Source organism: Aeromonas sp. CD (genome assembly GCF_033349375.1).
GTDB lineage: Bacteria > Pseudomonadota > Gammaproteobacteria > Enterobacterales > Aeromonadaceae > Aeromonas > Aeromonas hydrophila.
The window spans coordinates 4,431,329-4,456,144 of the sequence record NZ_CP137631.1; the positions used below are offsets into that span (position 1 = coordinate 4,431,329).

General features: G+C 60.9%; 30 protein-coding genes. 16 read left to right on the forward strand and 14 right to left on the reverse strand.

Annotated features, from left to right (window positions below):
* Nucleotides 1–82: 82 nt before the first annotated feature.
* Genes R2E40_RS20680 through dolP form a run of 4 tightly spaced genes read left to right on the forward strand, consistent with a single transcriptional unit; the run spans nucleotide 83 to nucleotide 3,366 of the window.
* On the forward strand, nucleotides 83–1,870 hold the full coding sequence (locus R2E40_RS20680) for a penicillin-binding protein activator (RefSeq protein ID WP_318164291.1): 1,788 nt from the start codon (nucleotides 83–85) through the stop codon (nucleotides 1,868–1,870).
* Nucleotides 1,791–2,183, forward strand: a complete 393-nt coding sequence (locus tag R2E40_RS20685; RefSeq protein ID WP_274277505.1) for a YraN family protein — start codon at nucleotides 1,791–1,793, stop codon at nucleotides 2,181–2,183. Before R2E40_RS20680 ends, R2E40_RS20685 begins: the two co-directional genes overlap by 80 nt.
* A gap of 9 nt (nucleotides 2,184–2,192) precedes the next feature.
* A complete protein-coding gene (locus tag R2E40_RS20690) occupies nucleotides 2,193–2,783 on the forward strand; it encodes an SIS domain-containing protein (protein WP_005305871.1) in 591 nt (196 codons plus the stop codon).
* A 4-nt stretch (nucleotides 2,784–2,787) separates the two neighbouring features.
* The gene (gene dolP, locus R2E40_RS20695; RefSeq protein ID WP_024945441.1) at nucleotides 2,788–3,366 is read left to right on the forward strand and encodes a division/outer membrane stress-associated lipid-binding lipoprotein; all 579 of its coding nucleotides are present in this window, start codon (nucleotides 2,788–2,790) and stop codon (nucleotides 3,364–3,366) included.
* 48 nt (nucleotides 3,367–3,414) lie between these two features.
* Here dolP and R2E40_RS20700 read toward each other — a convergent pair whose 3' ends face one another.
* The 8 genes from R2E40_RS20700 to zapE form a co-directional block, all read right to left on the reverse strand.
* Nucleotides 3,415–3,840 carry a ClpXP protease specificity-enhancing factor gene (locus R2E40_RS20700; protein WP_017409380.1) on the reverse strand — a complete coding sequence of 142 codons (426 nt, stop codon included), beginning with the start codon at nucleotides 3,838–3,840 and terminating at the stop codon, nucleotides 3,415–3,417.
* Nucleotides 3,837–4,466, reverse strand: coding sequence for a stringent starvation protein SspA (gene sspA, locus R2E40_RS20705; RefSeq protein ID WP_318164292.1), 630 nt, complete (start codon nucleotides 4,464–4,466; stop codon nucleotides 3,837–3,839). The genes R2E40_RS20700 and sspA overlap by 4 nt, the downstream gene beginning before the upstream one ends.
* Nucleotides 4,467–4,553: 87 nt before the next feature.
* A complete protein-coding gene (locus R2E40_RS20710; RefSeq protein ID WP_011707595.1) occupies nucleotides 4,554–5,288 on the reverse strand; it encodes a cytochrome c1 in 735 nt (244 codons plus the stop codon).
* Complete coding sequence (locus R2E40_RS20715) at nucleotides 5,285–6,502, reverse strand: cytochrome b (RefSeq protein WP_011707596.1); 1,218 nt, start codon at nucleotides 6,500–6,502, stop codon at nucleotides 5,285–5,287. The genes R2E40_RS20710 and R2E40_RS20715 overlap by 4 nt, the downstream gene beginning before the upstream one ends.
* A 2-nt stretch (nucleotides 6,503–6,504) precedes the next feature.
* The gene (gene petA, locus R2E40_RS20720; protein ID WP_011707597.1) at nucleotides 6,505–7,095 is read right to left on the reverse strand and encodes a ubiquinol-cytochrome c reductase iron-sulfur subunit; all 591 of its coding nucleotides are present in this window, start codon (nucleotides 7,093–7,095) and stop codon (nucleotides 6,505–6,507) included.
* Nucleotides 7,096–7,390: 295 nt separating this feature from the next.
* Nucleotides 7,391–7,783: a 30S ribosomal protein S9 gene (rpsI, locus tag R2E40_RS20725; RefSeq protein WP_005336286.1), complete on the reverse strand. Its 393-nt coding sequence runs from the start codon at nucleotides 7,781–7,783 to the stop codon at nucleotides 7,391–7,393.
* Between the two features lie 15 nt (nucleotides 7,784–7,798).
* Complete coding sequence (gene rplM, locus R2E40_RS20730; RefSeq protein WP_005336289.1) at nucleotides 7,799–8,227, reverse strand: 50S ribosomal protein L13; 429 nt, start codon at nucleotides 8,225–8,227, stop codon at nucleotides 7,799–7,801.
* Nucleotides 8,228–8,493: 266 nt separating this feature from the next.
* Nucleotides 8,494–9,588 (reverse strand): cell division protein ZapE, encoded by a 1,095-nt coding sequence (gene zapE, locus R2E40_RS20735; protein WP_016352189.1) that lies wholly within the window; start codon nucleotides 9,586–9,588, stop codon nucleotides 8,494–8,496.
* Nucleotides 9,589–9,728: 140 nt separating this feature from the next.
* On the opposite strand from zapE, the gene R2E40_RS20740 reads away from it, so the two are divergent.
* From R2E40_RS20740 to R2E40_RS20795, 12 genes are all read left to right on the forward strand, one after another.
* Nucleotides 9,729–10,109, forward strand: a complete 381-nt coding sequence (locus R2E40_RS20740) for a YhcB family protein (RefSeq protein ID WP_011707599.1) — start codon at nucleotides 9,729–9,731, stop codon at nucleotides 10,107–10,109.
* Nucleotides 10,110–10,190: 81 nt separating this feature from the next.
* Entirely contained in the window at nucleotides 10,191–11,552 is a 1,362-nt protein-coding gene (locus R2E40_RS20745; RefSeq protein WP_011707600.1) for a Do family serine endopeptidase, read from the forward strand.
* Nucleotides 11,553–11,641: 89 nt separating this feature from the next.
* Entirely contained in the window at nucleotides 11,642–12,763 is a 1,122-nt protein-coding gene (degS, locus tag R2E40_RS20750; RefSeq protein WP_011707601.1) for an outer membrane-stress sensor serine endopeptidase DegS, read from the forward strand.
* Nucleotides 12,764–13,073: 310 nt separating this feature from the next.
* Nucleotides 13,074–13,436, forward strand: coding sequence for a transcriptional regulator (locus tag R2E40_RS20755; protein ID WP_017409378.1), 363 nt, complete (start codon nucleotides 13,074–13,076; stop codon nucleotides 13,434–13,436).
* Nucleotides 13,437–13,802: a glycine-rich SFCGS family protein gene (locus R2E40_RS20760; RefSeq protein WP_011707603.1), complete on the forward strand. Its 366-nt coding sequence runs from the start codon at nucleotides 13,437–13,439 to the stop codon at nucleotides 13,800–13,802. It abuts the gene before it with no gap.
* Nucleotides 13,802–14,098 carry a DUF4312 family protein gene (locus R2E40_RS20765; protein ID WP_017409376.1) on the forward strand — a complete coding sequence of 99 codons (297 nt, stop codon included), beginning with the start codon at nucleotides 13,802–13,804 and terminating at the stop codon, nucleotides 14,096–14,098. The genes R2E40_RS20760 and R2E40_RS20765 overlap by 1 nt, the downstream gene beginning before the upstream one ends.
* A 40-nt stretch (nucleotides 14,099–14,138) precedes the next feature.
* Nucleotides 14,139–14,915: a DUF4311 domain-containing protein gene (locus R2E40_RS20770; protein WP_016352193.1), complete on the forward strand. Its 777-nt coding sequence runs from the start codon at nucleotides 14,139–14,141 to the stop codon at nucleotides 14,913–14,915.
* A gap of 11 nt (nucleotides 14,916–14,926) precedes the next feature.
* Complete coding sequence (locus tag R2E40_RS20775) at nucleotides 14,927–15,577, forward strand: DUF4310 family protein (RefSeq protein WP_318164293.1); 651 nt, start codon at nucleotides 14,927–14,929, stop codon at nucleotides 15,575–15,577.
* A gap of 43 nt (nucleotides 15,578–15,620) precedes the next feature.
* Nucleotides 15,621–16,760 (forward strand): amidohydrolase/deacetylase family metallohydrolase, encoded by a 1,140-nt coding sequence (locus tag R2E40_RS20780; RefSeq protein WP_318164294.1) that lies wholly within the window; start codon nucleotides 15,621–15,623, stop codon nucleotides 16,758–16,760.
* Nucleotides 16,744–17,859 carry a DgaE family pyridoxal phosphate-dependent ammonia lyase gene (locus R2E40_RS20785; RefSeq protein ID WP_318164295.1) on the forward strand — a complete coding sequence of 372 codons (1,116 nt, stop codon included), beginning with the start codon at nucleotides 16,744–16,746 and terminating at the stop codon, nucleotides 17,857–17,859. The genes R2E40_RS20780 and R2E40_RS20785 overlap by 17 nt, the downstream gene beginning before the upstream one ends.
* On the forward strand, nucleotides 17,859–18,599 hold the full coding sequence (gene dagF, locus R2E40_RS20790) for a 2-dehydro-3-deoxy-phosphogluconate aldolase (protein ID WP_318164296.1): 741 nt from the start codon (nucleotides 17,859–17,861) through the stop codon (nucleotides 18,597–18,599). Before R2E40_RS20785 ends, dagF begins: the two co-directional genes overlap by 1 nt.
* Nucleotides 18,600–18,703: 104 nt before the next feature.
* The gene (locus R2E40_RS20795; RefSeq protein WP_318164297.1) at nucleotides 18,704–20,608 is read left to right on the forward strand and encodes a BglG family transcription antiterminator; all 1,905 of its coding nucleotides are present in this window, start codon (nucleotides 18,704–18,706) and stop codon (nucleotides 20,606–20,608) included.
* A 15-nt stretch (nucleotides 20,609–20,623) separates the two neighbouring features.
* On the opposite strand, the gene npr is transcribed toward R2E40_RS20795, so the two are convergent.
* From npr to lptB, 6 genes are all read right to left on the reverse strand, one after another.
* Nucleotides 20,624–20,896: a PTS phosphocarrier protein NPr gene (npr, locus tag R2E40_RS20800; RefSeq protein WP_039213922.1), complete on the reverse strand. Its 273-nt coding sequence runs from the start codon at nucleotides 20,894–20,896 to the stop codon at nucleotides 20,624–20,626.
* Nucleotides 20,897–20,916: 20 nt separating this feature from the next.
* Nucleotides 20,917–21,783, reverse strand: a complete 867-nt coding sequence (gene rapZ / locus R2E40_RS20805) for an RNase adapter RapZ (RefSeq protein ID WP_011707611.1) — start codon at nucleotides 21,781–21,783, stop codon at nucleotides 20,917–20,919.
* 42 nt (nucleotides 21,784–21,825) lie between these two features.
* Complete coding sequence (ptsN, locus tag R2E40_RS20810; protein WP_005305951.1) at nucleotides 21,826–22,272, reverse strand: PTS IIA-like nitrogen regulatory protein PtsN; 447 nt, start codon at nucleotides 22,270–22,272, stop codon at nucleotides 21,826–21,828.
* A 2-nt stretch (nucleotides 22,273–22,274) separates the two neighbouring features.
* Nucleotides 22,275–22,562 (reverse strand): ribosome hibernation promoting factor, encoded by a 288-nt coding sequence (gene hpf / locus R2E40_RS20815; protein WP_005305957.1) that lies wholly within the window; start codon nucleotides 22,560–22,562, stop codon nucleotides 22,275–22,277.
* Between the two features lie 21 nt (nucleotides 22,563–22,583).
* Entirely contained in the window at nucleotides 22,584–24,023 is a 1,440-nt protein-coding gene (locus R2E40_RS20820) for an RNA polymerase factor sigma-54 (RefSeq protein WP_011707612.1), read from the reverse strand.
* 65 nt (nucleotides 24,024–24,088) lie between these two features.
* Entirely contained in the window at nucleotides 24,089–24,814 is a 726-nt protein-coding gene (lptB, locus tag R2E40_RS20825; protein WP_011707613.1) for an LPS export ABC transporter ATP-binding protein, read from the reverse strand.
* Nucleotides 24,815–24,816 lie beyond the last annotated feature (2 nt).

The following is a 24,816-nucleotide window of genomic DNA, read 5'->3' on the forward strand; positions in this document are numbered from 1 at the left end:
ACGACTCTTCGGCATCCTACTCGCGGCAGTACTGCTTGCCGCCTGTGCGTCGGAGCCCAATCAATCAGCCGGACAATCCGGCATGCCGTCGGCCTTCTCGGATCTGACCAAGAATGCCCAGTGGTATCTGGCACAGGTGGATCCGGCCAAACCGGCCGAGGCCTTCACCTGGCAGGTGATGGCGGCGCGCAGCTATCTGGCGCTCGGTCAGGCCAAGCCGGCCGCGGCCCTGTTCCAGCAACTGCAGAAGCAGGGCCAGAGTGCCGAGCAAAAAGCCCAGCTGCAACTGTTGCAGGCTCACCTGCTGCTCGCCCAGGGTAACGCCAATCAGGCGCTGATCCTGCTGGAGGGCAAGCCCGAGGTGGCGCTGGATGCCGATACCCAGAAAGACTGGTATCGCCAGCGGGTGGTGCTGCAACTGGACATCAACAACAAGTTCGGTGCCGCCAAGTCACTGATCCTGCTGGAGCCCTATCTGGCCCAGAATGAGCTGGCCACCAATCACCAGCAAATCTGGTCACTGCTCAAAAGCATGACCCCCTCCACCCTGCAGGCACTGGAAGAGGCGCCGGCTCCCGATGTGACTACCGGCTGGCTGCGACTGGCGGCACTGGTGAACGAGTTCGGCGCCCAGCCCAATCAGCTGGCCCGCCAGCTGGCAGGCTGGAAGCAGGCCTTCCCGAACCACCCGGCCCAGACAGACATGCCGGCGGGTCTGGGTGATCTGGCGACCAGCGACATCAATACCCTGCAGCAGATCGCCGTGTTCCTGCCGCTCTCCGGCAATCTGGAGCCTCAGGGCGCCGCCATCCGCAACGGCATGCTGATGTCTTACAAGGAGAATCAGGGCCAGTTCACCCTGAACTTCTACGACACCCAGACCAAGTCGATGGGCGAGCTCTACAAACAGGCGATTCAGGAAGGGGCCAACATGATCATCGGCCCGCTGCTCAAAGACCGGGTCGAGGAGCTGCTCAAGTCCAATCCGACCGTGCCGGTGCTGGCTCTCAACGAGCTGGACAAGCCGATCGTCAACGACAACACCTTCTACTTCTCCCTCTCCGCCGCTGCCGATGCAGCGCAGGCCGCCCAGTACCTCTATGGTCAGGGCTATCGCAAGCCGCTGCTGATCGCCGCCCAGGGGCGGATCGGTTATGGCAGCATCAAGGCGTTTGAACAGGCCTGGGCCACCGTGAGCCAGGACAAGCCGGTCGTCGCCACCTTCGGCGCTCGCAACGAAGTGCAGGGCATGGTCAAGAACGCCCTGAGCGGTCGCTCCACCGCCCGGGCCGGCGAAGTGGTACAGCTTGCTGACACGGCGCCGCGCAGCATCGACGTGGTCTATGTGGTCGCCAACAGCCTGGAGACCCGGATGATCAAGCCGTATGTGGACATCTCGGTCAATCCGATGGGCAGCCTGCCGATCTACAGCAGCTCGCGCAGCTATGACAGCGCCACCACCGAAGTGGCTTCCGAGCTCAACGGCATGCATATCTCCGACATGCCGCTGCTGCTGGGTGGTTATGAGAAGCAGCGCGAACAGATCGCCCTGCTCTGGCCCCAAACCCAAGGTGACCTGCTGCGCCTGTTCGCGCTGGGCTACGATGCCGTGGCGCTGGCGGAAAACCTGCAGCAGATGCGCAAGGTCAATGCCATGCAGCAGCCGGGCATGAGCGGCCAGCTGAGCGTGGATGCCAGCGGCAACATAGTGCGGGTACTGGACTGGGCCACCTACCAGAATGGCAAGCTGGTCAGCGACAGTGCCATGCCTCAGCTCGAGGGAGCCCCCCATGAAGGGTCTATTGGCACGGATGCACCAGCAGTGGCAGAACCTGTTCCCGTCAGCACCGAGCAAGGGACAGCACTTTGAGCAGCTAGCGGAGCGCTGGTTGCAGGCCCGCGGCCTGCAACCCGTGACCCGCAACTACCGCTGCCGGGGCGGCGAGATCGATCTCATCATGCGCCAGGGGGAGACCCTGGTGTTTGTCGAGGTCCGTTACCGCGCCCAGACCAGCCATGGCGGCGCCGCCGCCTCGGTCACCCGGCGCAAGCAGCACAAGATCGTGCTGGCAGCGCGCCACTATTTCAAGCAACATGCCATCAACGAGGCCAGCCAGGCCTGCCGATTCGATGTGATCGCGTTCGAGGGCGACCAGCCAGACTGGCTCCAGAACGCATTTTAAGAGGACCCCATGACTGACCGCATCAAAGAGAACTACACCGAGAGCATCCAGACCAAGATAGCCGCCGCCGAGGCGCTGCCGGATGCCATCCATACCGCAGCCCAGATGCTGACCATCTGCCTGCTCAATGGCCACAAGGTGATGGCATGCGGCAACGGTCCTTCCGCAGCGCTGGCCCAGCTGTTCATCTCGGAATTGGTCAACTGCTACGAAACCGAGCGCCCTTCCCTGCCCGGCATGGCGCTGACCCCTGACATGGCCACCATCAGCGCCATCGCTACCGATCACGGTTTTGAAGAGGTGTATGCCAAGCAGATCCGGGCGCTCGGTCAGCCCGGCGACATCCTGGTGGTCATAACCACCACCGGCAACAGCCGCAGCCTGATCAAGGCCGCCGAAGCCGCCCTCTCCCGCGACATGACCATAGTGGTGCTGGGCGGTGGTGACGGCGGCGAGATCGCCGGCCTGCTCGGTCCCAACGACGTGGAGATCCGGGTACCGTCGGCTCGTCGACCCCGCATTCTGGAAGTGAACCTGTTGACCCTGCACTGCCTGTGTGATCTCATCGACCAGACTCTTTTCCCGCAACAGGAAGATTGAAACCATGAACAAGCAAATGCTCCTGCTCGGCCTGCTGGCCGGCACCCTACTGCTGCAAGGCTGCGCGGCCGTAGTGGTAGGCGGTGCCGCCGGCACGGCCAAAGCCTCCGGCGATCGTCGCACCCTGGGCGCCCAGTGGGACGATCAGGCTATCGAGCTGAAAGCGGCCAACCTGCTGGCTGACAACAAGCCGCTGAGCGCGGCCAGCAAGATCAGCGTCTACAGCAACAACGGCCGCGTGCTGCTGGTCGGCCAGACACCGTCTGACGCTTACAAGCTCGAAGCTGGCAAGATAGTGGCCCGCATCGAGGGGGTGCGCCATGTCTACAACGAATTGCGCCTCGGCCAGCCGGTCAGCATAGGGGTTCGCAGCAATGACTCCTGGATCACCTCCAAGGTGCGGGCAGACATGCTGGGCGCCAAGAATTTTGACAGTGCCAAGGTCAAGGTGGTCACCGAGAATGGCGAGGTGTTCCTGATTGGCCTGGTGACCCGCCAGGAAGGGGATCATGCCGTCGAGATCGCCCGCCACGTCAGCGGCGTGAAGCGCGTGATTAAGGCCTTCGAGTTCGCCCAGAACTAGTACTGACGACTCCCGGCATAAAAAAACGCAGCCAGTTGGCTGCGTTTTTTATTTGATGACCTTCAGGGTCGGACGACCGCTCGGACGCGGCGGTTCCGGCTCGGGTTCCACCGGTGCTTCGGCTTGTTCCAGCCAGAGGTCATAACCCGGCTCGGGCGGGAACAGGGTACCCACGCCGTTTTCCCGGGCATGGATGGCCAATACGGCCGCCATCGGGATGTAAACCTGCTGGGAGACACCACCAAAACGGGCGCTGAAGCTGATGGCCTCATTATCCATGTGGAACTGCCCTACCGCACGAGGGGCGATGTTAAGCACTATCTGTCCATCCTGGACAAACTGCATCGGCACCATCACATGAGGGATGTTGACGTTGACCACCAGATGTGGGGTCAGATCGTTATCCAGCAACCAGTCGAAGAACGCCCGCAGCAGGTACGGGCGACTGGGTGTCATTGTCGGTTCCATGCTCATACGCCGGCACGGATCTCGCGCTCGGCTTCAGTCAGGGAAGCCTGGAAAGACTCGCGCTCGAACAGACGAACCATGTAGGCCTTCAGCTCTTTGGCGCCACGACCGGTGAAGTCGATGCCGAGGCTCGGCAGACGCCACAGCAGCGGGGCCATGTAGCAGTCGACCAGGCCAAACTCTTCGCTCATGAAATAGGGCATTTCACCGAAGATAGGAGCGATGGCCAGCAGGTTGTCTCGCAGTTCGGCACGCGCCGCATCCACGTCGGTACCCGCCATGATCTTGTCGGCCAGAGAATACCAGTCCAGCTCGATACGATGCATCATCAGACGGCTGTTGCCGCGGGCCACAGGGTAGACCGGCATCAGGGGCGGGTGCGGGAAGCGCTCGTCCAGATACTCCATGATGATGCGTGAGGTGTACAACGCCAGCTCGCGATCGACCAGGGTCGGTACGGTGTTGTAGGGGTTCAGCTCGGCCAGCTCATCCGGCAGGTTGCTTGGGTCAACCTGGCAGATATCTACGCTAACACCCTTCTCCGCCAGGACAATGCGCACCTGATGGCTGAACATATCGTTGGTACCGGAAAACAGCGTCATTACCGAACGCTTATTGGCAGCTACAGCCATTGAACCCTCCCGTCATTAAAAAGCAGAAACGGCAATGAAGCCTCTTGGTCTTCATTGCCGTGCATTATATTACCCGGATCTGGTCGCTTAGTGAACGTCGCGCCAGAATTCCTTCTTCAACAGCACAGTGAAGATGAAGAAGATCACGATGAAGCCAAGTACCCAGAAGCCCATGCGTTCGCGCTCCTGTTGTACCGGTTCAGCCGAGTAGACCAAGAAGTTTACCAGATCCAGTACCGTCTGATCATACTCTTCGTTATTCATTTCACCGTTGCCGTCAGATTTGACACTGACAACCTGCTGTACTTCCACTCCGTCGACGGTGTGGGTCGCGAACTCGGCGCGGGGCGTGCCTTGCAGCGGCTCCAGCACATGGGGCATGCCCACGGACGGGAATACCACGTTGTTCACGCCAAACGGACGGGTCTCATCCACGTAGAAGGAGCGCAGGTAGGTGTAAATCCAGTCGGCACCACGCACCCGGGCAACCAGCGTCAGGTCGGGGGGCGGGGCGCCAAACCATTTGGCCGCATCCTTGTCCGGCACCGAGTTTTCCATCAGATCGCCGATCTTGGCACCATTGACGATCAGGTTGGCCGCCATCAGATCTTCCGGAATACCGATGTCTGCCGCCACCCGGTTGTAACGCTGGTACTGGGTGCTGTGACAGCCAAAGCAGTAGTTCATGAAGGTGGCCGCACCACGCTGCAACGACGCCTTGTCGTTCAGGTCGTAGTTCGCCTTGTCCAGGTGCACAGCCCCGGTGTTGGCAAACACCAGCGACGGCAGCAGGGTCAGCACTGCAAAAATTATTCTTTTCATTTAAATGTCACCCTCTCCGGCAGCGGCTTGGTGCTTTCATTCTTGCTGTAGAAGAACAACAGGACGAAGAACCCGAAATAACCCAGGGTACAGATCTGGGCGATCAGCGTCAGGGTCGGAGTCGATGGCAAGACGCCGAGCACCCCGAGAATGATGAAGCAGACCACGAACTGGGCTATGTTCAGCTTGTGCAGGGTACTGCGATAACGCACCGAACGTACCTTGCAGCGATCCAGCCAGGGCAGCAGGAACAGCACCACGATGGAGAGCCCCATCATGATGACGCCCAGCAGCTTGTCAGGCACTGCCCGCAAGATGGCGTAGAAGGGGGTGAAGTACCAGACAGGCGCAATGTGTGCCGGGGTCTTCAGACCATTTGCCACTTCAAAGTTCGGTTTCTCGAGGAAATAACCCCACATGTCCGGCTTGAAGAAGATGATGGCGCAGAACAGGAACAGGAAGCCTGCGACACCGATCATGTCCTTGACGGTGAAGTAGGGATGGAATGCCACCGCATCCAGCGGCCAGCCGTTCTCGTCCTTGTGCTTCTTGATGTCGATGCCGTCCGGGTTGTTGGAACCCACTTCGTGCAGCGCCAGGATGTGCATGGCAACCAGCATCACCAGTACCAGCGGCAGGGCGATGACGTGCAGTGCGAAGAAGCGGTTCAGGGTAGCGCCGGAGATGACGTAGTCACCGCGGATCCACAGGGTCAGATCGTCACCGATGACCGGAATGGCACCAAACAGCGAGATGATGACCTGGGCCCCCCAGAATGACATCTGGCCCCACGGCAGCAGATAGCCCATGAAGGCTTCCGCCATCAGGCAGAGGAAGATCAACATGCCGAAGATCCACAGCAGCTCGCGCGGCTTCTGGTAGGAGCCGTAGATCATGCCGCGGAACATGTGCAGATAGACCACGATGAAGAACGCAGACGCGCCGGTGGAGTGCATGTAGCGCAGCAACCAGCCGTAGTCCACATCCCGCATGATGTACTCCACGGAGGCGAAGGCACCTTCGGCGGAGGGGTTGTAGTTCATGGTCAGCCAGATACCCGTGATGATCTGGTTGACCAGCACCAGCATGGCGAGCGAGCCAAAGAAGTACCAGAAGTTCAGGTTCTTGGGCGCCGGGTACTTGGCCATGTGGTCGTTGTACATGGCAGTGAGCGGAAAGCGGTAATCAATCCAGCCCATCAGTTTGGCAAACATGGTCAGGCCTCCTTGCCATCGGCACCGACCAGGATGGTGGTGTCGCTAAGATATTTGTACGGCGGAATGACCAGGTTCAAGGGTGCGGGCACCCCCTGGAACACTCGACCAGCCATGTCGAACTTGGAGCCATGACAGGGGCAGAAGAAGCCTGAGGTCACACCCTGCACCTGCTCGCCAAAGCTGTCCGGCAGATAGGAGGGGGAGCAGCCCAGATGAGTGCAGATACCGACGGCCACGAAGATCTCCGGCTTGATGGATCTGTAACCGTTGTGGGCATAGTCGGGTTGCTGGGGCTCGTCGGAAGCCGGATCGCGCAACTTGTCGTCGTGCGCGGCCAGGGCATCCAGCGTCTGCTTGGTGCGTTTCACCACCCAGACCGGCTTGCCTCGCCACTCAACACGGATGAGCTGGCCTGGTTCCAACTTACTGATATCCACTTCGACCGGAGCACCCGCCGCTTTGGCTTTGGCACTCGGGTTCCATGACTTAATAAACGGCACTGCGGTAAAAGCAGCTCCTACCCCACCAACGGCGACCGTTGACCAGGTAAGAAATCTGCGGCGACCGGTATCAACTGGCGCATTGCTCATCCAAAAACTCTCCCATGTGGACTCCGCACATTCTTATTGTGTCCCTGTTCCCCTTTCTTCCGTGACAACAGCGGCGGAAGCGGAGTTACAATTGTCACAGAAAAACCGAGGGAATTTTAAAGAAAAGATAACAACTTGACAAGAAAGAGAAGCGAAGGTCAAAAACAATAAATACACAATTTTTTGTCTTTTGTGACGTGGTGTTAGCAATGCCGTTGGTAATATTACCAATAAAAAAAGCCTGGCACATGGCCAGGCTTTTTTGACACTCGCGAGAGTGCGTACCAAAAGCGAATTAACGCTTGGAGTACTGCGGACGCTTACGAGCTTTGTGCAGACCGACTTTCTTACGCTCAACCTTACGGGCATCGCGAGTAACAAAGCCTGCTTTACGCAGTTCGGAACGCAGGGTTTCATCGTACTGCATCAGAGCACGAGTGATACCGTGGCGGATCGCACCAGCTTGACCGGAGATGCCACCACCGTTAACGGTGATGTACAGGTCCAGTTTCTCGGTCATCTCAACCAGTTCCAGCGGCTGACGAACTACCATGCGGGCAGTCGGACGGCCGAAGTACTGCTCCAGGGAGCGCTGGTTGATTACGATTTTACCGCTACCCGCTTTGATAAATACGCGAGCAGTGGAGCTTTTGCGACGGCCGGTACCGTAGTATTGATTTTCTGCCATTGTTGCCAGTTCCCGTTAGATATCCAGTACTTGAGGTTGCTGAGCAGCATGAGCGTGCTCGGCGCCTGCGTAAACTTTCAGCTTACGGAACATGGCACGGCCCAGAGGACCCTTCGGCAGCATGCCTTTGACGGCAGCTTCGATTACCATTTCCGGTTTACGCTGAATCAGCTTGTCGAAGCTGATGGACTTGATACCACCCGGGAAACCGGAGTGAGCATGGTACATTTTGTCGGTAAATTTCTTACCGGTTACGTGTACCTTCTCAGCGTTTACAACGATGATGTAATCACCGGTGTCAACGTGCGGAGTGTACTCAGCTTTGTGCTTACCACGCAGACGAGCAGCGATCTCGGTTGCGATACGACCCAGAGTTTTACCTTCTGCGTCCACAATGTACCAGTCACGTTTTACGGTTTCTGGCTTGGCAACGAAAGTTTTCATTAAGTTAAACCCAATTACCTGTTACAGACCCAATTGCTTATGGGGGCTCTCCCACAAACAACAAACGATGGCCTACCTGTACCCCTTCGAATACAAGTAAAGCTTAAAGTGTTGCTGTCTTATCGACAGCTGTAACGTGGGCCGGGCGATTATAAGTGAAGTTGCCTTAAATATCACCTGCTAATTTCACTGCCATGAAGCTAGCAAATGTCGCCCGGCCCTACCTGCCGCAGATGCCCATCCGACTGGCAGGCGCGGTATTGTGACTAAGGAAGGTGCACTCTGGCAAGGTATTCGTGCGATTGCATTTCCTGAAGCCGTGAAAGACAACGTTTGAACTCGAAATTCAGCAGCCCGTTGCCATAGAGTTCCTGCATGGGCACCGCCGCCGATATGATCAGCTTGACGTGCCGCTCATAGAACTCGTCCACCATGGCGATGAAGCGGCGCGCCGCGTCATCCGTGCCCGCCCCCATTGGCTGCACATTGGCCAGCAGGACGGTGTGAAACAGCCGGGCCAGCTCGATGTAATCGCCCTGTGAGCGGGGAGTACAGCAAAGTTGCTCAAACTCCATATAGAGCACACCTTCTCCCATCCCCAGCGACGCCAGCTGACGGTGATTGATCTCGACACTGCCCGCCCGGGCCTCTTCCAACCCGGTTAACTGCCGAAAATAGCGATCCAGATTGGATTTTGCCTGCAGATCCAGCGGGAAGTGATAAATCTCCGCCTGCTCCAGCGTACGCAGGCGATAGTCGGTGCCGCCGTCCACGTTAAGTATCTCGCAATGGCGCTCGATGAGCGCAATCGCCGGTAGAAAACGGGCGCGCTGCAGACCATTTCGATACAAATCCTGCGGTGGTATGTTCGAGGTCGCCACCAGCACCACCCCGTGGCCGAACAACTCCTGGAACAGCGTTCCCAGCAGCATGGCGTCGGTGATGTCGGAGACAAAAAATTCATCGAAGCAGATGACGTCGGTCTCGCCGGCCAGCTTGCTGGCGATCAGCTTGAGCGGATCGGCCTGACCGGTCAGCCCCTTGAGTTCGTCATGCACCCGGTGCATGAAACGGTGGAAGTGAATGCGCAACTTGCGCTCTCCCGGCAGGCTGTCGAAAAAAGTATCCATCAGCCAGGTCTTGCCTCTGCCCACTCCGCCCCACATATATAGACCCAGGATGGGCGCGCGGGGTTTCGGCTTTTGCAGCCAGCCCAGCAGGCCGCGAGATCTGGTCGGAGTCGGGGTTTGGCACAAATCCTGATAGAGTCGCTCCAGACGGGCCACTGCCATCGCCTGGGCGGGGTCGGCCACGAAGCCGGGGCGCTGCAAATCCTGCTGATACTTTTGCTGCGGGGTCATCCTGTCGATTGCCTTCAAGTCCCTGAATGAAGGACAAAATGGTATCACGCTCTCGGGGGGCACGGTATAGTGCCATCAAGGCGTAGCGGCCGCTTTGGCCGCATCAACCCACATTGATTTAGCTGTAACAAGGAGCATCTATGAGTCTGTTAAACGGGATCCTGCTGGCTGTCGCCGCCTTGATTATCGGTGTCATCATCGGCCGCTTCACAGTGCGCAGCCGGGATGCCGGCCGTCTGGAACAAGAACTGAAGAAGGCTCACAAGGAACTGGAAAGCTACCAGGGCCAGATCAATACCCACTTCGCCGACAGCGCCGCCCTGATGGAGCAGTTGGCCGAGCAGTACCAGACCCTTTATCGCCATATGGCGGAGCAGAGCAAGTTCCTGGCCAAGGCTCAGGAGCCGCTGTTCCGTGAAACCCTGCTCGACGAGAGCAGCGATGTCCCGGCCAATGAAGAACCGGGCGTTCCACCCCGTGACTATGCAGGGGCCTCCGGTCTGCTCAAGCAGTCCAGTTAGTTCCCTGCGGAACTAATTGCGCGGTAGCGTGGTCAGACCTTGACGATTGCATTGCAACTTTTTCTGGGAGCTGTTTTTCATATGCGTAAACCTCTTTCTGTGCTCAGTGTGTTAGCCCTCAGTGTCGGTATCGCCATGTCTGCGGCCCCTGTTCAGGCTGCACTGCCCTCTCTGCTGGCGAACAATCAGGAGATGCCGAGCCTGGCGCCGGTGCTCGAGCAGGTCACCCCTGCCGTGGTCAACATTTCAGTCTCCGGCAAGAAGATCACCCGCCAGCGTCTGCCGGAACAGTTCCGTTTCTTCTTCGGCCCCAACATGCCCGACGAGCAGGTGAGCGAGCAGCCCTTCCAGGCACTCGGCTCCGGCGTCATCATCGATGCCAAGAAGGGCTACGTGATCACCAACGCCCACGTGGTGCACGAGGCGGACGAGATCAAGGTCAACCTGAAGGATGGCCGTGAATACGCCGCCAAGAAGATCGGCGAGGACAAGCAGTCCGACATCGCGCTGCTGCAAATCAAGGCCGAGGATCTGGTGCAGATCAAATTTGCCGACTCCGACGAGCTGCGGGTCGGTGACTATGCGCTGGCCATCGGCAACCCGTTCGGCCTCGGCCAGACCGTCACCTCCGGCATCGTCAGTGCGCTCGGCCGCAGCGGCCTCAACATCGAAAATCTGGAAAACTTCATCCAGACCGATGCCGCCATCAACTCCGGCAACTCAGGTGGCGCCCTGCTCAACCTGCGCGGTGAGCTGATCGGTATCAACACCGCCATCCTGGGCCCGAACGGCGGCAACATCGGCATCGGCTTCGCCATTCCGTCCAACATGGTGCGCGACCTGTCCGAGCAGATCGTGAAATACGGTGAAGTGCGCCGCGGCCAGCTGGGTATCACCGGCACCGAGCTCACCTCCGAAATCGCCAAGACCTTCGGCTACAACAAGAAGGACGGCGCCTTCGTCAACCAGGTCATGCCTGACTCCGCCGCCGCCAAGGCGGGCATCAAGGCCGGCGACATCATCATCAGCATCGATGGCAAGGCCATCCGCTCGTTTGGTGAGCTGCGCGCCAAGATCGCCACCATGGGGGCTGACAAGCAGGTCGCTCTGGGCCTCATCCGCGATGGCAAGGAGCAGACCGTCAAGGTCACGCTCAAGAAGGCGGATGACAGCGAGATCCTGGCCAGCGCCCTCCACCCGGCACTGGAAGGGGCCAAGCTGAGCACCACCGCCGAGCCGGTGACCGGCGTGGCCGTGGCCGACATCGATCCGCGCTCGCCTGCCGCGGCTTCCGGCCTGCAGAAGGGTGACATCATCATCGGGGTCAACCGCCTGCGCATCAACTCGCTGGAAGAGCTGAGCAAGGCGCTGAAGAACAAGCCGGATGTGCTGGCGCTGAACATCCAGCGCGGGGAATCCTCCCTCTATCTGGTGATCCGTTAACTCCCTCTCACCCGCGGCCCTCGCCGCGGGTGATTTTTATCCACCGATAGTGTTATTCTCTGCGCGCTGTATGTACGGATGAGAATGACATGAAAATCCCCCCTCTAGTCAGTTACTTGGGCAAGTCTGTCGGCTTCGGTCTCACCGTGGCGGCTCTTCTGTTGCTGCTGTTTCCCAATTTCCGTGGCGGGGCCCAACTGCCCGGCCTCATCACCAATGCCCGTGAACTGAGTTTCTCCTACGCCGCCCACCGCGCCGGGCCGGCGGTCGTCAACATCTATACCCGCAGCTTCGCCCGCAACCAAGGCAATCAGGCCGAACTCAGGCCGCAGGGGCTCGGCTCCGGCGTCATCATGAGCCAGCGTGGCCACGTGCTGACCAACTATCACGTCATCGCCGATGCGGACCAGATCATCGTTGCGCTGCAGGATGGGCGGGTATTCAGCGCCGAGCTGGTTGGCTCCGATCAGCTGACCGATCTGGCGGTGCTCTACATCGAGTCGGACAATCTGCCGGTGATCCCGCAGGATCCGGAGCGCCTGCCCGACGTGGGCGACGTGGTGCTCGCCATCGGCAACCCCTACAACGTCGGCCAGACCATCACCCAGGGCATCATCAGCGCCACTGGCCGCATCGGTCTCTCCAGCATGGGCCCGGACAGCAACGGCCGGCAGGATCTGCTGCAGACCGACGCCGCCATCAACGAGGGCAACTCGGGGGGCGCCCTGGTCAATGCCCGCGGCGATCTGGTGGGCATCAACACCGCCGCCTACCACCTCAACGGCAACCAGGAGAGCTACGGCATCAGCTTCGCCATCCCCTACAAGCTGGCCAAGCGCATCATGGATGAACTGATCGCCAACGGTCGGGTGATCCGCGGCTACCTCGGCATCTCCAGCGTCGAAATCAACCCCATCGTCGCCCGCATGATGAACCTGGGCGATCTGCGCGGCCTGGTGGTGGAGAGCCTGGACCCCAACGGTCCGGCCACCAGAGGCGGGCTGAAGCGGGGCGACGTGCTGCTCAAGATCAACGGCGAGGCCATCAGCGGCGTGCGTACCGCCATGGACAAGATCGTCGAGAGCCGGCCGGGCACCAAACTCACCATCTCGGTGATCCGTGACGGCAAGCCGCTGGAGGTGGAGGTCACCATCGAAGAGGATCTGCGCTACCAGAACCGGGCCAGCGCGAGCGCCGCCACCGCCAGCTGATATCCCGCCAACTCTCTTTGACAGGGGCGGTCAACCGCCCCTGTTTGCTTCTCCCACACGCCCCCATCCGTGAGGCGACTCACAGTTTCCAGCAAGCCTTGTCGGCCCGACTCGACGGGCCAAGTGCGTCCTCGATCACACAAAGTCGGCCCCGATAGCAGCCCTTTTTCCCTCCACCCCACAAAAATCACCGTTTTCAGCCCAGGCGTGCGGGAATTTCCGCTTCGAATCGGAAAAACAGTGCCTCCTCTCTCCTCTACTGCCGGCTTAGGGTAGCGCTATCCCTTCTGCCAGCCTTGGAGAGCAGACCTTGCACACAGAGACCCATGACCAGAACCTGACCCCGGACAGCCCGGCGTTGCTGCGCCAGACCGACCACACGCTGGCGCGCATCCACACCCTGCTCGGCGAGCAGGGCATCCGCCCCAACGAGGTACAGCGGCAGATGCTAGCCTCCCACGTCAAAGCCATGGTGTGGCGCTCCTACAGCGGGGAATCGCTGCCAGAGGTGGATCTCAGCCTGTTCGAGGAGATCTCCCCCCTCTCCCTGCGCCTGGCCGAACAGGTCGTCGCCTGGCTGGACAAGCTGGCCTATGAAGAGGCCCATCTGCTGTCCGTCCATTTCGAAGTTGCCAAAGAAAACGAACTCAGCTCAGTGAAAGGAGAAAGCTAAATGACAGCCATCAAACTCGTGATCGGTGATCGACTCGGCAAGGGTCAGAAAGTGGGAGCAGGTGCGGAAACCGCCGGCGCCAGCGTGACCATCATCCCCGGCATGGCCGCCGACATGAAGCTCGGTGACGTGATGAACAAGGAGCAGGCGGATCTCGGCATCTCCTTCTGCGGCAGCGGCGGCGCCGGTGCCATCACGGCCCAGACCAAGTACGGCTACAAGTGCCGCTACGGCATGCGCTCCATCGAAGAGGGCGTGACCGCCATCAACGAAGGCTGCGTGGTGCTGGGTTTCGGCTTCATGGACAAGGAAGAGCTGGGTCAGAAGCTGATCGAAGCCTTCGCCAAGAAACACGGACGCGCCTGATGAAAGAGGACTTCACCACCCAGGTCATGGTCAGCGGCAAGGGGCCGACTCGCCAGCAGGCGTTCGCCGCCGCCCTCAGCCAAGTGCAGCCTACGCTGCTCAAGGACAACCCGCGGGTGATGCTGCGCATTGAGCCGCTCGAGGTGCAGGTGCTCAAGGCCGAAGAGTCGGTCCGGGTGGAGAAGTTCCTGTTCTTCTTCCTGCCGCGCCAGCGCCGCGAATTCCGGGTCCAGCTGGCGATCACGGTCAAGGTCACCAGCCTGGATGCCGAGCAAGTGACGTTCACCCTGGTGTGACGCCGCCCGCGGGTACCACCCCACAAGAAGGATACGTTGGATGTTTCTAATCATATTTATCAAGTCACTTATCATCGGCGGCCTGGTAGGCGTCGGGGTGGGGGCCGGCGCGGCACGGATGTTCCACGCGCCGACCGTACAGGGCATGGGAGCCTTCCGTACCCTGGGTGAGCTCAACTCCTGTGAAGGGGACCCCGCCTCCCACTTCTCGTTTGGTCTGGGCTTCTTCTTCAACGCCTGGGCTTCCACCGTGGCGGCAGGCGCCTTCACCCAGGATGTGGATCACCGCATCATTCCCCACTGGGCCACGGCGGCACTGCTGTTCAAGAACCGGGATCTTGCCACCACCCTGCACGACCCGAAGAAGATGGCCATCGCCGGCGGCATCATAGGTGCCATCGTGGTCGCCTTCCTCAACAGCACGGCTGCCGCCGTACCGGCCGCCCTGCAGGTCACCGCGGTCAAGGTGCTGGTACCGGCCGCCAACCTGCTGGTCAACACCGTCATGCCGGTGATCTTCTGGCTGGCCGCCATCGAGGCGGGCAAGAAGTCCGGTTTCTGGGCCACCATCTTCGGCGGTCTGGCCCAGCTCATCATGGGCAACGCGGTACCGGGCCTAGTACTCGGCATCCTGATCGGCAAGGGCGTGGAAGAGAGCGGCTGGAACCATGTCACCAAGGTGATGATGGCGGCCATCGTCCTGCTGTTCGTACTGAGCGGCTTCTTCCGCGGCTTCGACATGAAACTCATCGAGTCCTTCCATCTGGGTGTTCCCCTGTGGCTGGAAAACGTCCATAACCTGCTGAGCGGCAAATAAGGGGTCACACCGTGGATGAGAAACTGAAAAACAACTTCTGGTACGCCGACTGGTCCTTCCCCATCTTTGTCGGCCTGCTGTCGGCCGGGGTCTTTGCCGGTACCCACATGTTCTACCTGTACGGGGTCGGCGCCTTCAACGAGGTGGCCTTCGTCGCCATGCTCAAGGCCGGCATGGACACCGGTGCCTACGGTGCGGTGGCGGCCTTCGGCGCCAGCTTCCTGTTTGCCCGCATCATCGAGGGCTCCCTGGTGGGGATCCTGGATATCGGCGGCGCCATCCAGACCGGGGTCGGTCTCGGCGTGCCCGCCCTGCTGCTGGGGGCCGGCATCGTCTATCCGGTGGAGAACTTCGGTGCCTCCCTGGCAACCGGCATGGGGATCGGTCTGGCCATCGGCTACGTGATCATCCTGGCGCGCAAGTTCACCATCAACCAGAGCAACTCCACCTACGGCGCCGACGTCATGATGGGGGCTGGCAACAGCTCGGGCCGCTTCCTCGGCCCCCTCATCATCCTCTCCGCCATGGGCGCCTCGATCCCCATCGGCATCGGCTCCCTGCTGGGTGCGCTGCTGTTCTACGTGTGGGGCAAGCCCATCACCGGCGGTGCCATCCTGGGGGCCATGCTGCTCGGTACCTTCTTCCCGATTGCGCTTGCATAACCATCCGCCGCCCTGCGGGGCGGCGCTCGAGAGGCCATCTAGCATGTACGACATCATCATCAGAGCAGGGCGCCAGGGAGATGGCCAGCTCGTCGATATCGCCATCAGGGAGGGCAAAATAGCCGCCATCGGCACCCTGCCGGAGACGGCAGCGGCGCGGCAGATCCTGGATCTCGGCGGCCGGGTGCATGTGAGCGCCGGCTGGATCGACGGCCACACCCACTGTTACCCCGCCTCCCCCATCTATCACGATGAGCCGGACAAGGTGGGCGTGGAGTCCGGCGTCACCACCGTCATCGACGCCGGCAGCACCGGGGCCGACGACGTGGATGGCTTCCAGCGTCTCGCCGCCGGCTGCAAGACCCGGGTGCACGCTCTGCTCAACATCTCCCGCATCGGCCTGCTGCGCCAGAACGAGCTGGCCGACAGCCGGGACCTCGACATGGATCTCGCCTCGGCGGCCATTGCTCGCCACCCCGGCTTCATCGTCGGCATCAAGGCGCGGATGAGCGGCAGCGTGGTGGGTGAGAACGGCCTGCAGCCGCTGCGCATGGCCAAGGCGCTGCAACAGGCCCACGATCGGCTGCCGCTGATGGTACACGTGGGCAACACGCCGCCGGATCTGGACGAGATCGTCGCCCTGCTGGGCGATGGCGATCTGCTGACCCACTGCTTCAACGGCAAGCCCAACCGCATCCTGACCCCGGCCGGCGAACTGCGCCAGGCGGTACGTGAGGCGATGCAACGGGGCCTCTTGCTCGACATCGGCCACGGCGGCGCCAGCTTCAGCTTCGAGGTAGCAGAACTGGCCATTGCCCAGGGGATCCTGCCCCGCACCATCAGCTCCGACATCTACTGCAAGAACCGCATCAAGGGGCCGGTCTACAGCCTGGCCCACGTGATGTCGAAGTTTCTCGCCATCGGCATGACCCTGGAGCAGGTGCTGGCCTGCGTCACCCACCATGCCGCCGATGCCCTGCGCCTGTCCGGCAAGGGGCGACTCGAGGTGGGCGCCGATGCCGACCTGACCCTGTTCGAGGTGAGCAGCGGCCCCACCCTCTTTACCGATACCGAAGCCGGCGCCCGCAATGGCGATCGGCAGTTGCAGCCCCTCGCCGCCCTGGTCGGTGGCGAACTGGTTCTGACTCACTATGGGAAATCACACCATGCCTTCTGTGTATGAGAAATATCAGCTCAAACCGGTGATCAACGCCTCCGGGCGCATGACCATTCTCGGCGTTTCCACCCCCGAGCAGGAGGTGGTCGACGCAGTCAACTTCGGCCTCGGTCACTACTTCGAGGTGAAGGATCTGGTCAACAAGACCGGCGCCTACCTGGCCGGCTTGCTGGACGTGGAAGATGCAGTGGTGGTCTCCTGCGCCAGCGCCGGCATCGCCCAGTCGGTGGCCGCCGTGATCGTGCGCGGCGACCCTTACCGCCTCGAGCAGTTGCACGCCCATGCCCACCATGTGCCAAGCGAAATCGTGCTGCCCAAGGGGCACAACGTCAACTTCGGCGCCCCGGTCGGCACCATGGTCAACCTGGGTGGCGGCAAGGTGGTGGAGGCCGGCTACGCCAACGAGTGCTCTGCCGCCCAGCTGGCCGCCGCCATCAATGCCAGCACAGCTGCCATCCTCTACATCAAGTCCCACCACTGCGTGCAGAAGAGTATTCTGTCGGTGGCCGAGGCAGCCGAGGTGGCCAAAGCCCACGGGCTCCCGCTCATCGTCGATGCGGCGGCCGAGGAAGATCTGCGTCTCTACTACAACCAGGGCGCGGATCTGGTCATCTACAGCGGCGCCAAGGCCATCGAAGGGCCCACCAGCGGTCTGGTACTCGGCAAGCGCCAGTACGTGGAGTGGGTCAAGCAGCAGGCCAACGGCATCGGTCGTGCCATGAAGGTGGGCAAGGAGGGGATCCTCGGCCTCACCCACGCCATCGAGCGCTATCTGGCCAAAGAGAAGGAGAGCGGCGCCGCCATGGTCGCCAAGATGACCCCCTTCATCGAGCGCCTCAACCAGCTGCCCGGCGTCAGCGCCAAGGTGTTGTGGGACAGCGCGGGGCGCGACATCGCCCGCACCGACATCGCCTTCGACCACCAGCAGATCGGCATGACCACAGTGCAGGTCGTCGCCCGTCTACAGCAAGGTACGCCTGCCATCTACTGCCGCGGCTACAAGGCCAACGAGGGACACCTCGAGATAGACGTGCGCAGCGTCACCCTGCCCCAGCTCGACCAGATCCATGCCGCCATTGCCCACCTCGTTCAGGAGAACAACTGATGTCTTTGACTCCCAATTACTACCGCGATCGGGTCTGCCTCAACGTACTGGCCGGCTCCCGACAGAATGCCATCGACATTTATGAAGCCGCCGAGGGCCATGTGCTGGTCGGCGTGCTCTCCAAAAACTACCCGGATGTGCCCTCCGCCGTCGCTGACATGCAGGCTTACGCCAAGCTTATCGACAACGCCCTCTCCGTCGGGCTGGGGGCCGGCGATCCGCGCCAGTCCGCCATGGTGGCCGAGCTGGCTCGCCAGCTGCAGCCCCAGCACGTCAACCAGGTGTTCACCGGCGTCGGCGCCAGCCGGGCACTGCTCGGCCAGTCTGACACCCTCGTCAATGGCCTTGTCTCTCCCACCGGCACCCCGGGGATGGTGAAGATCTCCACCGGCCCCCTGAGCAGCCAGCAGCCCGACGGCATCGTCCCCATCGACACCGCCATCGCCCTGCTCAAGGACATGGGCGGCAGCTCGGTCAAGTTCTTCCCCATGGGCGGGCTGACCTGCCGCGCCGAATATCAGGCAGTGGCCGAGGCCTGCGCTCGCCACTGCTTCTGGCTGGAGCCCACCGGCGGCATCGATCTCGACAACTTCGAAGAGATAGTGCGAATTGCGCTGGATGCCGGGGTAGAGAAGGTGATCCCCCACATCTACAGCTCCATCATCGACAGCACGAGCGGTCAGACCCGTCCCGAGGACATGCGTACCCTGCTGGCCACGGTGAAGCGGCTGCTGGCCTGACAGCTCTCAGGCACCGGTCCGATCACTGACCGGTGCCTGGCTTGTTAATGACCCGCTTGTTAACATCGAAGTTTCATTCCGCGACAGGAGTCCGCTCCCCCCTCATGATCAAGCTGCCCCACCCCAGACTCCATCAACTGCTCACCCTGCTCCACGCCGAACCGCTGCCGCAGGAGGAGCTGGCCCGCCGCCTCAATGTCTCCACCCGCACCGTGCGCACCGACGTGGCGACCCTGAACGAGCTCATCGCCACCCGGGGCGCCCACCTGATCCACCAGCGCGGCAGCGGCTACCAGCTCAAGATCTACAATCAGGAGCTGTTCGAGGCGCTGCTGGCGGCCCAGGAACAGGAGAGCGGGCTGCCCCGTACCAGCCGCGAGCGGGTGCTGCACCTGCAGATCCTGTTGTTGACGGCGGAGCAGGGCATCAAGCTCGACGAGCTGGCGGACACCTGGTATCTGAGCCGGGCGGCACTGCAGGGGGACATGGCGGAGGTGCGGGAGCGGCTCGCCCACTTCGGACTCGCCATCGACAGCAAACCCAGACTGGGGATGCGGATCCAGGGGGGCGAGACGGCCATCCGCGCCTGCCTCACCCAGTTGCTTTACCAGGAGCTGCTGCACAGCAACCCGTTGCAAAGCCTGCTACCCAACCTCTGTCCCAGCAAGACGCTGGAGGTAGTGGGCAATCACATCCACGAGCAGCTCGGCCGTCATCAGCTGCGCCTGGCCGATGAGAGTCTGCAGCAGCTCGCCATCTACTGCGCCGTCGCCCTGCTGCGCCAGGCGGCCGGCCATGAGCTGTGCCACTTTGCCAGCGAGGATCTCACGGCGCCTCTGTTGGCGGTCGCCCGCGACATCTATGGCGAGCTGCCGACCCTCACTCCGCCGGGGGAGGAGGAGATAGCCTGTCTCGCCATCCAGATCCAGGCCCGCCTCACCGCCGATGCCCCCCAGCTCAGCCCGGCCATGGCGGCCGAGAGCGAGCAGCTGGTGGAGCATCTGCTGGCCTACATCCACCAGCACTATCCCTATGACCTGCGCGGCGATCTGCAACTGCGAGCCGACCTGCAGACCCATATCAGCGCCATGCTGCTGCGGGTCAAATACCAGATCGGCAGTCACAATCCATTGGCGGACCACATCAAGCAGTACTATCCCCTCGCCTACGACATCACGCTGGCGGCCATCTCGGAGTGGATCAGGCAGACTCCCTATCGGCTGACCCACCACGAGATAGGCTATCTGGTGATCCACATCGGGGTCGGACTGGAGCGGCACTACGACATCGGTTACACCCGCCGCCCCCAGGCGCTGCTGCTGTGCGATGCGGGCAACGCCACCTTCCGGGTGCTGGAGGCCCGCATCAAGCGGGAGTATCCCCAGTTGCAGCTGACCACGCTGGAGTCGGTGCGGGATTACGAAGGGCTGGCGCGGATCGAGCAGGACTTCGTCATCAGCACCGTCAAGGCCGGCGAGAAGAACGTGCCCGTGGTGCAGGTCGCCCCCTTCCCGACCCAGTACCAGCTGGAGCAGCTCGGCAAGCTGGTGCTGGTCGATCGCACCCGCCCCTACCTGCTCGACAAGTACTTCGATGCCGAGCACTTCATGGTGGCCACCGAACCGCTCAGCCAGGCGGCGCTGTTTGATCGCATCTGCAGCCAGCTGGAAGCGGAGGATCTGGTGGAGAGCGGCTTTCGGGGATCGTTGCAGGAGCGGGAGCGGATCGTCTCCACCATGCTGGGGGAAGGCATCGCCCTGCCCCACTCCCTCGGCCTGCTGGCGCGCCGCACCCTGGTCTATACCGTGCTGGCCCCGCAGGGGATCGACTGGGGCAATGGCGAGAGCGCTACTCTCGTCTTCGTGCTGGCCATCGCCAAGGCCGACTACGAAGAGGCCATGGGGCTCTACGACCTGTTCCTGGCGCTGATGAACGAAAAAGCCAGCAGGAGTCTGCTGGCTTGTCGGGATTTTGCCGCCTTCAAGGCGCTGGCTCGCAGCGCACCTTGAACATGCCGAAGCCCGTTACTCCTCGTTGAAGCCCGAGGTGAACAGCGCCACCACGGCGGCCAGGGCCTCCACTTCCTCGGGCCCCTCCACCTGGACTTCCACCTGCTTGCCCTGGGCGGAGTCCAGCATCAGCAGGCCGATCACGCTGTCCGCGTCGGCCTCGATCCCCTCTTCGTTGCGCAGCAACACGTGGGCATCGAACCCCTGCACCAGCTCGAACAGCATCATGGCCGGTCTGGCATGCATGCCCAGTTTGTTTTTCACTTCCACCGAGGCTGAGACGGTCATCTGATCTTCCTATTGGTCCATCAAAATTGCGGCGCACTCTTGTCGAGGGTGCGGTGGCGGATCTGGACGTTCTTGCCCAGCAGGCGGAAGGCACCGGCCAGCTGCTCGGCAATGAACACCGATCTGTGCTGGCCGCCGGTGCAACCGATACCGACTGTCACATAGCTGCGATTGTTGCGCTCCAGATGGGGCAACCAGGTCGCCAGCATGTTCTCGATCTGCAGGATGAACTGCATCACGTCGGGCTGACTGGAGAGGTAGCGGGCCACCGGTTCATCCTTGCCGGTGAAGGGCTTGAGCTCGGGGATCCAGTGCGGATTGGGCAGGAAGCGGGCGTCGAACACGAAGTCGGCATCCTTGGGAATGCCGTACTTGAAACCGAACGACTCGAACACCAGCACCAGCTCGTTCTCCTTCTTGCCGAGCACCCGGGTCTTGATGAGCTCGCTCAGGTCGTGAATGCTGAGGTTGGTGGTATCGATGCGCAGGTCGGCCGTCGAGGAGAGCGGTGCCAGCAGGTGGGTCTCCTCCCGAATCGCCTCGTCCAGCGACAACTGATTGCGTGACAAGGGGTGCAGCCTGCGGCTCTCGCCGTAGCGCTTGAGCAGGGTGGAATTTTCCGCATCGAAGAAGAAGCTCGAGAACTCCACCCGCCCCTCGTTGCGAACCTGGGCCAGCAGGGTTTCCAGCTTGTCCGGGCTCGCCGGCAAGTTGCGCACGTCGATGCTAACCGCCAGCTTGTCATACTGGCTCTCGACCGAGACGATCAGCTGAGGCAGCAGGTTGACCGGCAGGTTATCCACGCAGTAATAACCGAGATCCTCCAGCACACGCAGGGCAACTGTCTTGCCCGAGCCGGAGCGCCCACTCACCACTATTAATTGCATCTTGTTCCCTCACCGCTTGGCGTCATTGCAAGGGCCTGCATCTCAGGCCGATGTCATGATCTGATAGAGTTCTTCGTCGCTGGTTGCCTGGCGCAACTGGCGGCATACCGCCTTGTCGCCCAGTTTGGATGCCATCAGGGAAAGGGTCTTGAGGTGCTGCTTGCACTCGCTTTCCGGCACCAGCAGGGCGAACAGCAGGTCAACCGGTTGATTGTCGATGGAATCGAAGGGGATCGGCTCTGCGAAGGTCATCAGGATGGCGGTCGGCGGAAACTCGTCGCCGATCCGACCGTGGGGAATGGCGATACCGGCACCGATCCCGGTACTGCCCATTTTTTCTCGCGCCAGCAGGCACTCGAAGAGCACCTGACGAGAGGTCCCCAGGCGCTCAGCGGCTAACTCGCTGATGATCTCCAGGGCGCGTTTCTTGCTGGTACAAGGGACCGCACTTTTGGTGCAGTCCCGACTCAGTATGTGTTCAAGTTGCATGGTTATTTTTGATTTAACTTATCTTTGTGCTTGATGATCTGCCGATCCAGCTTGTCCAGCAGGGTGTCAATCGCAGCGTACATGTCGGCATGCTGCGAATTGGCGAACACCTCACCTCCGCTGACATGCAGCTTGGCTTCGGCGATCTGGTTCAGTTTTTCTACGCTCAACACCACATGAACATTGTTGATGTGGTCAAAGTGACGCTCGAGTTTGGCAAATTTGTTGTTCACATAATCACGCAGAGCTTCGGTGATCTCGACATGGTGTCCGGTCAGGTTAATTTGCATAACGTCTTCCTTTTGTTTTGCCTAAACCAGGCGTTTGCGCTGATTGGATGGCGGGATCAACAAGGATTCACGGTACTTTGCGATCGTGCGTCTCGCCACCATAATACCCTGTTCGGCCAGCAAATCCGCGATCTTGCTATCACTTAGCGGCTTGGCGGGATTCTCCGCCGTGACCAGCTTCTTGATGAGCGCGCGAATTGCGGTCGATGAGCACTCTCCTCCTCCCTCCGTGTTGACATGACTGGAGAAAAAAAACTTCAGTTCGAAGATGCCGCGCGGCGTATGCATGTACTTCTGGGTCGTGACCCGCGAGATGGTCGACTCGTGCATCTCCACCGCTTCGGCGATGTCGTTGAGCACCATGGGTTTCATGGCCTCTTCACCGTATTCGAAAAAGCCCTGCTGCTGCTCGACGATACAGCTGGCCACCTTGAGCAGGGTGTCGTTGCGGCTCTCCAGGCTCTTGATGAACCACTTGGCTTCCTGCAGGTGGGAACGGATGAACTGGGTATCCTGGCTGGTGCGAGCCTGACGGGCCATGGCGGCATAGGTCTCGTTGACCCGGATGCGCGGGGCCGAGTCCGGATTGAGCTCGACCACCCACTTGTTACCCTTCTTGACCACGGAAACATCCGGGATCACGTACTGGGATTCGCTCTGGATGACGCCGTTGCCGGGTCTCGGCTCCAGCTGCTGGATCAAATCCAGCACCTCCTTGAGGTCGCTCTCCTTGAGCCGGGTCTTGCGGGCCAGGGTGCGGTAGTCGCGATTACCGAGCAAGTCCATGTGCTCGAGGATCACCTCCTTGGCCTCGTTGAGCCAGGGCAGGTCGGGGGAGTATTGGCCCAGCTGGATCAGCAGGCACTCTTGTACCGAGCGAGCGGCGATGCCGACCGGATCGAAGTGCTGCACCCGCTTGAGCACCGCCTCCACTTCATCGAGCTCCACCTCGACATCCTCGCTGCTTACCGCAGTCTGGATATCTTCCAGCGACACCGTCAGGTAACCGGATTCATCGATGGCATCGATGATGGCGAGGGCGATGGCGGCATCCACGTCACTGAATGGGGTCAGGCGCATCTGCCACAGCAGATAATCCTGCAGGTTTTCGGTGGTTTCACCCTGATAGATGCTGTCTTCACCGTCGTGGATCGGGCCCGCGCTCTGGGCCGTACCGGCCGAGTAGACCTCTTCCCAGGTGGTATCTACCGGCAGTTCGTCCGGCATGTTGTCCTGGGACATGGCATCGCTGGAGTCGAGTTGGCTGGCATCGACCGGCTCTTCCGGGCTGGTCTCCTGCACATCATTTTCCTCTTGCTCCAGCAAGGGGTTGTTGTCGAGCGCTTGCTGAATTTCCTGCTGGAGTTCCAGAGTGGAGAGCTGGAGCAGACGAATCGCTTGTTGTAATTGCGGCGTCATGGTCAGGGACTGGCCGAGACGCAACTGTAATGTCGGCTTCATCTACGTCGGGATATCCTTATGTTCAGCGAGGCAGTCGTCACAGGAAATGAAGAGATGCCCCCTTACTATAGACTGAATTGATCGCCCAAATAGACGCGCTTGACCTGTTCGTCGGCCAGTATGTCGGCCGGTGCACCTTCGGCAATCATCTTGCCGTGGCTGACGATATAGGCCTTCTCACATACGTCCAGAGTCTCTCTGACGTTGTGGTCGGTGATCAAGACGCCCAGGCCTCTATCTTTGAGATGCTGGATGATCTTCTTGATGTCTATCACAGAAATGGGGTCGACCCCGGCAAAGGGTTCATCCAGCAGGATAAAACGCGGCTCGGCTGCCAGTGCCCGGGCGATCTCGACCCGGCGCCGCTCCCCGCCCGACAGGCTCTGACCCAGGCTGTCACGGATATGGGTGATGTTGAACTCTTCCAGCAGTTGTTGGACCTTGTCCTCCCGCTCTTCGCGGCTCAATCCCTTGCGAGTCTGCATGACACCCATCAGATTGTCGAACACCGACAGGCGACGGAAGATGGAGGCCTCCTGCGGCAGATAGCCGATACCGTTGCGGGCACGAATATGCATGGGTTGCAGGCTGATGTCCTGATCATCGATGGTGATGAGGCCGGCATCGCTCTGCACCAGCCCCACGATCATGTAGAAGGAGGTGGTCTTGCCGGCGCCGTTCGGACCCAACAACCCGACGATCTGGCCGGTCCCCACTTCCAGGCTCACATCGCTCACTACCATGCGGCGCTTGTAACTTTTTTGCAGGCCGGCTGCTTTCAACACTGCCATGG

Coding starts and splice junctions, on each gene's coding strand:
- R2E40_RS20680 (WP_318164291.1), top strand. CDS start 83: ATGCCGTCGGCCTTCTCGGATCTGACCAAGAATGCCCAGTGGTATCTG.
- R2E40_RS20685 (WP_274277505.1), top strand. CDS start 1,791: ATGAAGGGTCTATTGGCACGGATGCACCAGCAGTGGCAGAACCTGTTC.
- R2E40_RS20690 (WP_005305871.1), top strand. CDS start 2,193: ATGACTGACCGCATCAAAGAGAACTACACCGAGAGCATCCAGACCAAG.
- dolP (WP_024945441.1), top strand. CDS start 2,788: ATGAACAAGCAAATGCTCCTGCTCGGCCTGCTGGCCGGCACCCTACTG.
- R2E40_RS20700 (WP_017409380.1), bottom strand. CDS start 3,840: ATGAGCATGGAACCGACAATGACACCCAGTCGCCCGTACCTGCTGCGG.
- sspA (WP_318164292.1), bottom strand. CDS start 4,466: ATGGCTGTAGCTGCCAATAAGCGTTCGGTAATGACGCTGTTTTCCGGT.
- R2E40_RS20710 (WP_011707595.1), bottom strand. CDS start 5,288: ATGAAAAGAATAATTTTTGCAGTGCTGACCCTGCTGCCGTCGCTGGTG.
- R2E40_RS20715 (WP_011707596.1), bottom strand. CDS start 6,502: ATGTTTGCCAAACTGATGGGCTGGATTGATTACCGCTTTCCGCTCACT.
- petA (WP_011707597.1), bottom strand. CDS start 7,095: ATGAGCAATGCGCCAGTTGATACCGGTCGCCGCAGATTTCTTACCTGG.
- rpsI (WP_005336286.1), bottom strand. CDS start 7,783: ATGGCAGAAAATCAATACTACGGTACCGGCCGTCGCAAAAGCTCCACT.
- rplM (WP_005336289.1), bottom strand. CDS start 8,227: ATGAAAACTTTCGTTGCCAAGCCAGAAACCGTAAAACGTGACTGGTAC.
- zapE (WP_016352189.1), bottom strand. CDS start 9,588: ATGACCCCGCAGCAAAAGTATCAGCAGGATTTGCAGCGCCCCGGCTTC.
- R2E40_RS20740 (WP_011707599.1), top strand. CDS start 9,729: ATGAGTCTGTTAAACGGGATCCTGCTGGCTGTCGCCGCCTTGATTATC.
- R2E40_RS20745 (WP_011707600.1), top strand. CDS start 10,191: ATGCGTAAACCTCTTTCTGTGCTCAGTGTGTTAGCCCTCAGTGTCGGT.
- degS (WP_011707601.1), top strand. CDS start 11,642: ATGAAAATCCCCCCTCTAGTCAGTTACTTGGGCAAGTCTGTCGGCTTC.
- R2E40_RS20760 (WP_011707603.1), top strand. CDS start 13,437: ATGACAGCCATCAAACTCGTGATCGGTGATCGACTCGGCAAGGGTCAG.
- R2E40_RS20765 (WP_017409376.1), top strand. CDS start 13,802: ATGAAAGAGGACTTCACCACCCAGGTCATGGTCAGCGGCAAGGGGCCG.
- R2E40_RS20770 (WP_016352193.1), top strand. CDS start 14,139: ATGTTTCTAATCATATTTATCAAGTCACTTATCATCGGCGGCCTGGTA.
- R2E40_RS20780 (WP_318164294.1), top strand. CDS start 15,621: ATGTACGACATCATCATCAGAGCAGGGCGCCAGGGAGATGGCCAGCTC.
- R2E40_RS20785 (WP_318164295.1), top strand. CDS start 16,744: ATGCCTTCTGTGTATGAGAAATATCAGCTCAAACCGGTGATCAACGCC.
- dagF (WP_318164296.1), top strand. CDS start 17,859: ATGTCTTTGACTCCCAATTACTACCGCGATCGGGTCTGCCTCAACGTA.
- R2E40_RS20795 (WP_318164297.1), top strand. CDS start 18,704: ATGATCAAGCTGCCCCACCCCAGACTCCATCAACTGCTCACCCTGCTC.
- npr (WP_039213922.1), bottom strand. CDS start 20,896: ATGACCGTCTCAGCCTCGGTGGAAGTGAAAAACAAACTGGGCATGCAT.
- rapZ (WP_011707611.1), bottom strand. CDS start 21,783: ATGCAATTAATAGTGGTGAGTGGGCGCTCCGGCTCGGGCAAGACAGTT.
- ptsN (WP_005305951.1), bottom strand. CDS start 22,272: ATGCAACTTGAACACATACTGAGTCGGGACTGCACCAAAAGTGCGGTC.
- hpf (WP_005305957.1), bottom strand. CDS start 22,562: ATGCAAATTAACCTGACCGGACACCATGTCGAGATCACCGAAGCTCTG.
- R2E40_RS20820 (WP_011707612.1), bottom strand. CDS start 24,023: ATGAAGCCGACATTACAGTTGCGTCTCGGCCAGTCCCTGACCATGACG.
- lptB (WP_011707613.1), bottom strand. CDS start 24,814: ATGGCAGTGTTGAAAGCAGCCGGCCTGCAAAAAAGTTACAAGCGCCGC.